The 9,203-nt window shown below is 71.3% G+C and carries 8 protein-coding genes; 4 read left to right on the top strand and 4 right to left on the bottom strand.

From position 1 onward, the window contains the following. A partial coding sequence (locus BB334_RS18030; protein WP_158014423.1) for a LysR family transcriptional regulator occupies window positions 1-290 on the bottom strand: 290 nt, incomplete at its 3' end. Between the two features lie 226 nt (window positions 291-516). Between BB334_RS18030 and BB334_RS14665 the strand changes: the two genes are divergently transcribed. From BB334_RS14665 to cysK, 3 genes are all read left to right on the top strand, one after another. Next, window positions 517-2,028, top strand: coding sequence for an acetyl-CoA hydrolase/transferase family protein (locus BB334_RS14665; RefSeq protein WP_068809239.1), 1,512 nt, complete (start codon window positions 517-519; stop codon window positions 2,026-2,028). Between the two features lie 407 nt (window positions 2,029-2,435). Beyond that, on the top strand, window positions 2,436-3,869 hold the full coding sequence (locus tag BB334_RS14660; protein WP_083200445.1) for an MFS transporter: 1,434 nt from the start codon (window positions 2,436-2,438) through the stop codon (window positions 3,867-3,869). Window positions 3,870-4,010: 141 nt separating this feature from the next. Further along, a complete protein-coding gene (gene cysK / locus BB334_RS14655; RefSeq protein WP_068809238.1) occupies window positions 4,011-4,988 on the top strand; it encodes a cysteine synthase A in 978 nt (325 codons plus the stop codon). A 60-nt stretch (window positions 4,989-5,048) separates the two neighbouring features. Here cysK and BB334_RS14650 read toward each other — a convergent pair whose 3' ends face one another. Beyond that, a complete protein-coding gene (locus tag BB334_RS14650) occupies window positions 5,049-6,062 on the bottom strand; it encodes an AraC family transcriptional regulator (RefSeq protein WP_068809237.1) in 1,014 nt (337 codons plus the stop codon). 190 nt (window positions 6,063-6,252) lie between these two features. Between BB334_RS14650 and BB334_RS14645 the strand changes: the two genes are divergently transcribed. After that, entirely contained in the window at window positions 6,253-7,107 is an 855-nt protein-coding gene (locus tag BB334_RS14645) for a class I SAM-dependent methyltransferase (protein ID WP_068809236.1), read from the top strand. Between the two features lie 29 nt (window positions 7,108-7,136). Here BB334_RS14645 and BB334_RS14640 read toward each other — a convergent pair whose 3' ends face one another. Further along, on the bottom strand, window positions 7,137-8,447 hold the full coding sequence (locus BB334_RS14640; protein ID WP_068809235.1) for a tryptophan--tRNA ligase: 1,311 nt from the start codon (window positions 8,445-8,447) through the stop codon (window positions 7,137-7,139). A 55-nt stretch (window positions 8,448-8,502) separates the two neighbouring features. After that, on the bottom strand, window positions 8,503-9,135 hold the full coding sequence (locus tag BB334_RS14635; RefSeq protein WP_232756747.1) for a MarC family protein: 633 nt from the start codon (window positions 9,133-9,135) through the stop codon (window positions 8,503-8,505). Window positions 9,136-9,203: the final 68 nt, after the last annotated feature.

Raw genomic sequence — 9,203 nt, 5'->3', positions numbered from 1 at the left:
AGCTGGAGCGGGCCGTCACCGGCCTGGCGGGTGAGCTCGACCGCCGCCGCGATGCACTCGAAGCCCTCGCGCAGCTTGGGCAGCATCGCTTCGCCCTGCGCGGTCAGCGCCAGCCCGCGCGTCATGCGGTGGAACAGCGGCGCGCCGAGCCACTCCTCGAGCGCCCTGATCTGCTGGCTCACCGCCGACGGCGTCACGCAGACCTCGGCCGCGGCACGCTTGAAGCTCAGGTGCCGCGCTGCGGCCTCGAAGGTGCGCAGGAGGGCGAGGCTGGGCAGGCGATAGCTCATGGCAAGGTGATGGATTAGCTCTGCTTACCTGTCGGACAAGGAATTCTAGTTTGTTGCCGCGAACGGCGCTGCCTATATTGGCGCGCACAACTCAGTAGCACCCTTCGGCCCGGCGCCCGCGCCATCCACTCCCTCGGGGTGGCGCGGGCACGCGCGATCGACCAAAGCACGCGCCACCGCCCGGTGGCGCGTTTTCTTTACCTCCTGAAAGCTGAGCGAATCCACGATGACCCGAGAAAACCGAATCCACTGCCCCGCCCTGCAGAACCGCGTGATGTCGGCCGAGGAAGCCGCCGCGCTGATCCCCTCCGGGGCCAATGTCGGCATGAGCGGCTTCACCGGGTCCGGCTACCCGAAGGCACTGCCGGCGGCGCTCGCCCGCCGCATCGAGACGGCCAACGCCAATGGCGGCAAGTTCCGCATCGGCGTGTGGACCGGCGCCTCGACCGCGCCCGAGCTCGACGGCGCGCTGGCCAAGGTCGACGGCATCGAGATGCGTCTTCCCTACCAGTCCGACCCGATCTGCCGCGAGCGCATCAATGCCGGCCAGATGGAGTACATCGACATCCATCTCTCGCACGTCGCGCAGTTCGTGTGGTTCGGCTTCCTCGGCAAGCTCGACGTCGCGGTGGTGGAGGTGGCCGGCATCCTGCCCGACGGCCGGCTGATCCCCGCCACCTCGGTGGGCAACAACAAGACCTGGCTGGAGCAGGCGGACAAGATCATTCTCGAGGTCAATTCCTGGCAGAGCACCGGGCTCGAGGGCATGCACGACATCTACTACGGCACGCAGCTGCCGCCGCACCGCAGGCCGATCCCGCTCGTCGATGCCGGCCAGCGCATCGGCGAGCCCTATCTGCGTTGCGATCCGGACAAGATCATCGCGGTGGTCGAGACCCACGCACCCGACCGCAACTCCGCGTTCAGCCCGCCCGACGAGAACTCACGCCGGATCGCCGGCCACATCCTCGACTTCCTGCAGCACGAGGTGAAGAAGGGGCGGCTCCCGGCCGAACTGCTGCCGCTGCAGTCGGGCGTGGGCAACATCGCCAACGCGGTGCTCGCCGGTCTCAACGAGGGTCCGTTCGAAAACCTCACCGCCTACACCGAGGTGCTGCAGGACGGCATGCTGGAGATGCTGAAGTCGGGCAAGCTCGCGGTGGCCTCGGCGACCGCACTGTCGCTCAGCAACGAGGCGCTGACCGAGTTCAACGCCGACATCGACCGCTTCCGCGAACGCATCATCCTGCGCCCGCAGGAGATCAGCAACCACCCCGAGGTGATCCGCCGCCTCGGCGTGATCTCGATGAACGGCATGATCGAGGCCGACATCTACGGCAACGTCAATTCGACCCATCTGATGGGCTCGAAGATCATGAACGGCATCGGCGGCTCGGGCGACTTCGCGCGCAACGCCTACCTGTCGATCTTCATGACCCCCTCGCAGGCGAAGGGCGGCGCGCTGTCGTGCATCGTGCCGATGGTTTCGCATGTGGACCACACCGAGCACGACGTGCAGATCCTGGTCACCGAGCGGGGTCTGGCCGACCTGCGCGGCCTGTCGCCGCGCCAGCGCGCGAAGGCGGTGATCGAGAACTGCGCCCACCCCGACTTCCAGCCGGCGCTGCGCGACTACTACCGGCGCGCGCTCGATCAGTCGCCGGGCAAGCACACGCCCCACCTGCTGCAGGAGGTGTTCGACTGGCACCTGCGCGCGCTTCGCGGCGAGCGGATGTAAGCCCTCCCGACGACGTCGGCTGTGCCCACGGCAACGCAGCGATCGCCCTGGGGGCAGGGCTCCTACCGGGGGCTGCGCGCCGCGGTGGTGTAGGAGCGCAGCCCCCTGCGCGATAAGGGCGGTGGTGCCGGTGATGACGGTTGCGATCGCCCTGGGGGCAGGGCCCCTGCACGGAAGGCGGTCGTCGCAGGCACCGTAGGAGCGCAGCCCCCTGCGCGATAAGGGCGGTGGTGCCGGCGATGACGGCTGCGATCGCCCTGGGGGCAGCGCTCCTGCCGGAGGCGGCGGCGCCCGCCACAGGCGGGCCCGGCGCGCGCTACAATGTTGGTCCAAAAACAGTTTCCGGCGACCCGTGACGCGCCGGCCCGCCAGCGAGCGGGCGCACGTCGACGTGCGCTGCCCCCGACATGCTTCCCGTCCTGTTTCCGATCGGCGCCCTGCTCGCCGGCATCGCCCTGCTGCTGCTCGGCTCCGGGCTGCTCAACACCCTCATCTCGCTGCGCGGCAGCCTCGAAGGCTTCTCCGACGCCACCCTCGGCCTGCTCGGCTCGGCCTACTTCCTCGGCTTCTTCCTCGGCACCTTCACCTCGCCGGCGCTGATCCGGCGCATCGGCCACATCCGCGCCTTCGCCTTCTTCGGCGCGGTCGCCGCCGCCTGCGTGCTCGCGCACGCGCTGGTGGTGAATCCCTGGGTGTGGATGGGGCTGCGCGTGCTGACCGGCATCGCGCTGGTCGGCTTCTATGCGGTGGTCGAGAGCTGGCTCAACGGCACCACCCCGTCGGAGAGCCGCGGCAAGGTGTTCGCGGTGTACATGGTGGTGAACCTGGTCGCGCTCGCCGGTGCCCAGCAGCTGCTGCGGCTCGACTCGCCTTCGGCCTTCACCCTGTTCGCGGTGGCGGCGATCTTCGTCTGCATCTCGCTGCTGCCGGTCACCGCGACCCGCCTGCCGCCGCCTGCGCTCAGCGACGCGCCGCCGCACGACCTGCGCCGCCTGTGGCAGGCCGCGCCGGTGGCGTTTACCGGCGCGCTCGCCTCCGGCCTGGCGATGGGCGCGTTCTGGTCGCTCGGTCCGCTGTACGGCGAGCGCAGCGGCCTCGACCCGGCGCAGATCGCGACCATGATGACCACCGCGATCGTCGGCGGCGCATTGTTGCAATGGCCGATCGGACATTTCTCCGACCGCTTCGACCGCCGCGCAGTGCTCTCGGTGGTGGCGGCGCTCGCGGTCGCCGCCGCTGCGGCGATGGCCGCCTTCGGCGGCAACGCGCCCGCACTGCTGGGCGGGATCTTCGTGTTCGGTGCCGCCGCCTTCGCCGTGTATCCGGTCGTCGTCGCCCACCTCATCGACCATCTCCACCAGGACGAGATCCTCTCGGGCAACGCCGGCATCCTGCTGCTGCATGGGGTCGCCGCTGCGCTCGGTCCCGCCTTCGCCGGCTGGCTGATGAGCCGCATCGGGGCGATCGCGCTGCCGCTGCACTTCGCCCTCGCCTTCGCGCCGGTGGCGCTGTTCGCCCTGGTGCAGGCGCGACGTGGCGCCGACGAGATCGTCGACGAGGCGGCCCACTTCACCCCGATGCTGCGCACCTCGCCGACCGTGCTGGAGATGGTCTCGCCCGAAGCCGAGGTGGAACCCGATGCCGAGACGGCGCCCGCGTCCGAGACCGAAGCCGACGCCGATGCCGATGCCGACGCCTTCAGCGACGACCCGGGCGCCGAGCCGGCGCCGCCCGCGCGCGAAGCGGCCGCCGCGCCGGACACCGCCGAAGACACCGACACGGCCTTCGGCGCTGGCACCGCCGAGGGCCCCGACGCCGCGGCGCGCCCGGCCGCCGCCTAGCCCGCCCCCTCGCTGCACGCCGCGTGCCGCACCCGGACCGTGGTGCGCGCGGGCTGCTATTGTTGAAATCGAGGCGTGCCCGCCTTGCCTTCATTCAGCGGCGAGCGGCAGCTCCGCTCGCCCACACTGGGAGAGTCATCCATGTCCAACTGGTATCCCGACAACGCGGAATCGATCGGTCGCACCCCGCTGGTGCGCCTGAACCGCATCCTCGACGGCGCCCAGGCCACCGTGCTGGCCAAGATCGAGGGACGCAACCCCGCCTACTCGGTGAAGTGCCGGATCGGCGCAGCGATGGTCAAGGACGCCGAGCAGCGCGGCCTGCTCGGCGCCGGCAAGGAGATCGTCGAGCCGACCAGCGGCAACACCGGCATCGCGCTCGCCTTCGTCGCCGCGGCGAAAGGCATCCCGCTCACCCTGACGATGCCCGACACGATGAGCGTCGAACGGCGCAAGCTGCTCGCCGCCTTCGGCGCCCGCCTGGTGCTGACCGAGGGCGCGAAGGGGATGAAGGGCGCGATCGCGAAGGCCGAGGAGATCGTCGCCGGCGCGCCGGACCGCTTCGTGCTGCTGCAGCAGTTCAGCAACCCGGCGAACCCGGCGATCCACGAGACGACCACCGGCCCCGAGATCTGGAAGGACACCGACGGCGCAATCGACATCCTCGTTTCCGGCGTCGGCACCGGCGGCACCATCACCGGCGTGGCGCGCCACATCAAGAACACGCGCGGCAAGCCGATCCAGGCGGTCGCCGTCGAGCCCGCCGCCAGTCCGGTGCTGAGCCAGGCCCGCGCCGGCCAGCCGCTCACGCCGGGGCCGCACAAGATCCAGGGCATCGGCGCCGGCTTCGTGCCCGAGGTGCTCGATCTCGACCTGGTCGATGCGATCGAACAGGTGAGCAACGAGGAGGCGATCGACTACGCCCGCCGTCTCGCGCGCGAGGAAGGCATCCTGGCCGGCATCTCCTGCGGCGCGGCGGTCGCGGTGGCCGCGCGCCTGGCGAAGAAGCCGGAGAACGCGGACAAGACCATCGTCGTCGTCCTGCCCGACTCGGGCGAGCGCTACCTCAGCTCGATCCTGTTCGAAGGCATGTTCGATCAGAACGGCATCGCGCTCTGAGCGCGATCCGGGCGGGGCAAGCCGGGCGCCAGCGCCGCGGGGAACGCAGTCGGCGGCTGCTCACTGCCCCCTGCCGGCAATCTGCTCGGCCTGGCGCCGCCAGGTCGCCGGCGGCAGGCCGACGAGGCGCTTGAACGCGCGCGAGAAGGCGGCTTCCGATTCGTAGCCCACCTCGAGCGCGACCGCGGCCACGCTCAGGCCGCGCTCGCGCAACAGGCGCGCGCCGAGCTGGATGCGCCAGTTCGCCAGGTAATGCATCGGCGGCTGGCCGAGAAACTGCATGAAGCGCTCGTGCAGCGCCGAACGCGACAGGCCCACTTGGCGGCCGAGTTCGTCGATCGTCCACGGCCGCGCCGGGTTCTCGTGCAGCAGCGCGAGCGCGCGGCCGACGTAGCGGTCGCGCAGGCCGGCGAGCCAGCCGGTGGCGTCCGGCGGCAGGTCGTCGAGATAGCGCCGCGCGGTATCGACGAACATCATCTCGGCAAGCCGTTCCAGCACCGCCTCGGCGCCCGCGCGCCGCTCGGCGGATTCGCGCGCCGCCTGCGCGATGACGTGCTCCATCCAGCCGCCGGCACGCGCCGCCGGCAGGTGCAGCAGGTGCGGCAGCGCGGACACCAGCGGATTGAAGGGCCGCAGGTCGCAGCCGAGGAAGCCGCACACCAGCACCGCGTCGGCGTCGTCGACCGGCAGGTCGGCCACCACGCCGGGGCCGTCGCGGTAGCTCACCGGAATCGGGCGCGGCAGCTTGCGGGTGGCGAACACCCACGCCGGCGCGACACGCTCGGCGGCGAGGCCAGGTGCGCTCGACATCACGTGCGCGTCGCCGTGCGGGAACATCACGACGTCACCGGGGGCCAGCCGCACCGGCGCGCAGCCGCTCACCGCCGCCCAGCCGTTGCCGCGCGCGATCATGTGGAAGGCCATCACGTGGTCGGCGCCGGGCATCACCGCGGCGGCGATCTCGCCCGCGGGCGGTGCTTCCGTCGCCCACTCCTCCCAGCAGCTGACGTAATAGAACACCGCGCCGCGCAGGCGCACGGCGCCAAGCAGGTCGGACAGGGTGTCGCAGCTCATCGTGGTCGGCTCCGCACGGCGAACGCCCGCACGCGCCCGCGATCGCGGACGCACGGGCAGGTTCGCCCGACTTCCAGTCAAGCACCGAATCCGGCGTTCCGAAACAATGAGCACGTCGGCAGATACCGCATCGCCCCGCCGGCACGGGCCCGCAGAGGCCCGCCCCAACCCCAAGGAGAAGGAGAGCACCATGAACGCACCCCTCGAACTGCGCACCCCCGCCCCGAGCGCTGCCGCGCCCGCCCCCGACCTCGCCGCGATCAAGCAGCGCCAGCAGGCCACCTGGGCGAGCGGCGACTACGCGGTGATCGGCACGACACTACAGATCGTGGGCGAGAATCTGGCCGAGGCGGCCGACGTGCGCGCCGGCGAACGCGTGCTCGACGTCGCCGCCGGCAACGGCAACGCCACCCTGGCCGCCGCCCGCCGCTTCGCCGCGGTGACCGCGACCGACTACGTGCCGCAGCTGCTCGACAAGGCGGCCGCCCGCGCGCACGCCGAGGGTCTGGCGGTGGAGTGCAAGGTCGCCGACGCCGAGGCTCTGCCCTTCGACGACGGCAGCTTCGACGTCGCGCTCTCCACCTTCGGTGCGATGTTCGCCCCCGACCATGAGCGCACCGCCGGCGAGCTGCTGCGGGTGGTGCGTCCCGGCGGACGCATCGGCATCGCCGCGTGGACACCGGAGGGCTTCATCGGCCAGCTGTTCCGCACCGTGGGCGCCCATGTGCCGCCCCCGGCCGGGCTGCGTTCGCCGGTGAAATGGGGCGACGAGGCCTATCTGACCGAGCTGTTCGGCCCGCGCGCCGACGACATCCGCTGCAGCCGGCGCAGCTTCAACTTCCGCTACCGCTCGCCGGCGCACTGGATCGAGGTCTTCCGCAGCTGGTACGGGCCCACCCACAAGGCCTTCGCCGCGCTCGACGAGGCGGGCCAGGCGCGCCTGCATGCCGACCTGCTGGCGCTGCTCGAGTCGCTGAACACCGCCGGCACGCATTCGCTGGTGGTGCCGGGCGAATACCTCGAGGCGGTGATCACCCGGCACTGAGCGGCGCACGCCGGCGATCGCCGGCCCGCTCAGGCGGCGAGGGCCGCGAGCGCCGCGCGCACTTCCTCCAGCGTGGCGCCCGCGGCCAGGGTGGCGACCGCGCGCCCCTCCATCGCCAGCTCGTCGCCGAGCGCGACGAAGGGCGCGCCCTGCTTCAGGCCGGCGACGCAGCGGCCGGCATCGCGCGGCGAGTCGAAGCCGGCGCCCTGCAGCAGCAGCCGCCCCTCGCCGTCGACGAACTTGAAGTAGAAGCGGCCGTCGGCCTCCCGGTACTGCTTGAACTGCGGCAGCACCGCCGCCTTCGGCCGCTCGGCGACCTGGGCCGCGGTGGCGCTCGCCAGCCCGCGCAGGCCGACCGCGTGGCGCAGCTCGGCGAGGAAGGGGGTGGCGATCGCGCGCGCCTTGAGCGCGCCCTCGCGCAGCCTGTCCTCGATGCGCGCCGGCTCGGCGATCAGCTCGAGGTAGCGTTCGCGCATCGGCGCGATCGCGCGATCGATGCGCTCGAACAGCGCCTGCTTGGCCTCGCCCCAGGCGATGCCCTCTTCGAAGGCGGCGCGCATCGCGCGCGTCTCCTGCGGCGTGGCGAAGGCCTGGTAGAGCTGGAACAGCGCCGAGCCCTCGGCGTCCTTCGGCTCGCCCGGCTCGCGCGAGTCGGTGACGATCGAGAAGATCAGCTTCTTCAGCTCGGCGCGCGGCGCGAACAGCGGAATCGTGTTGTCGTAGCTCTTGCTCATCTTGCGGCCGTCGAGGCCGGGCAGGGTCGCCACCGACTCGTCGACCGCCGCCTCGGGCAGCACGAAGTGCTCGCCGTAGAGGTGGTTGAAGCGGGCGGCGATGTCGCGCGCCATCTCGATGTGCTGGATCTGGTCGCGGCCGACCGGCACCGAGTGCGCCTTGAACATCAGGATGTCGGCCGCCATCAGCACCGGGTACATGAACAGGCCCATGTTGACCCCGGCGTCCGGGTCGACGCCCTCGGCGAGGTTCCTGTCCACCGCCGCCTTGTAGGCGTGGGCGCGGTTGAGCAGGCCCTTGCCGGCGACGCAGGTGAGCAGCCAGGTGAGCTCGGGGATCTCCGGGATGTCGGACTGGCGGTAGAACCACACGCGGTCGGTGTCGAGCCCGGCGGCGAGCCAGGAGGCGGCGATCTCGAGCGTCGAGCGCTGCACCCGCGCGGGATCGGCGGTCTTGATCAGCGCATGGTAGTCGGCGAGGAAGTAGAAGCTCTCGACACCGGCCGGGCGGCTCGCGTCGATCGCCGGCCGGATGGCCCCGGCGTAGTTGCCGAGATGGGGGGTTCCCGACGTGGTGATCCCGGTCAGTACGCGACGGCTGCTCATGCGCCTCTCCAGCTATGCAAAAGCGGGAATTCTAGCGCCTCGACGGCCGCCCTGCTCAGCCCGCCAGGCCGGGCAGCAGGACCTTCAGGCCGCTGGTGATGAAGCCGACCGCTATCGCGGCGAGGATCAGGCCCATGATCCGGGTGACGATGTTGAGCCCGGTCTTGCCGATGCGCTCGACCAGCGGCTGGCCGAGCGCGAGTGCGAGCGCCACCAGCCCGGCGACGATCCAAATCTCGGCCACCAGCACCAGCCGGCTGAGCCAGCCGCCCTGCTGCAGCGCGTAGATGATCACCGTACTGATCGCGCCCGGGCCGGCGAGCAGCGGCACGCCGAGCGGCACCACGCCGATCTCGTCGCGGTCGTGCGCCTCGTCGGCCTCCTCCTCGGTCTGCCGCGCGCCGCCCATCTGGGCGTTGAGCATCGCGATCGCCATCAGCAGGATCAGCACGCCGCCGCCGACCTTGAACTCGGAGATGCCGATGCCGAACATCGCCAGCACCGTCTCGCCGGCGAGCGCCGCCACGGTGAGCACCACGCCCACGGTGAACGCCGCCATGCGCCCGGTGCGGCGCCGGCGCCGCGGGCTCTGGCGCGTGGTGAGGCTGGCGTGCACCGACACCGCGGTCAGCGGATTGACGATCACGATCAGGCCCACCAGCATGTTGAACCACGAATCCCAAGACACGATCGGCACACCTTCGTCGGCGGCGGGCCGCCGCTGCAATTGAACGGGAAACCCGCATTCTAGCGGCG

It is taken from the genome of Thauera phenolivorans (assembly GCF_001696715.1).
Taxonomy (GTDB): Bacteria; Pseudomonadota; Gammaproteobacteria; order Burkholderiales; family Rhodocyclaceae; genus Thauera; species Thauera phenolivorans.
This window is presented reverse-complemented; position numbering and strand designations above follow the sequence as displayed.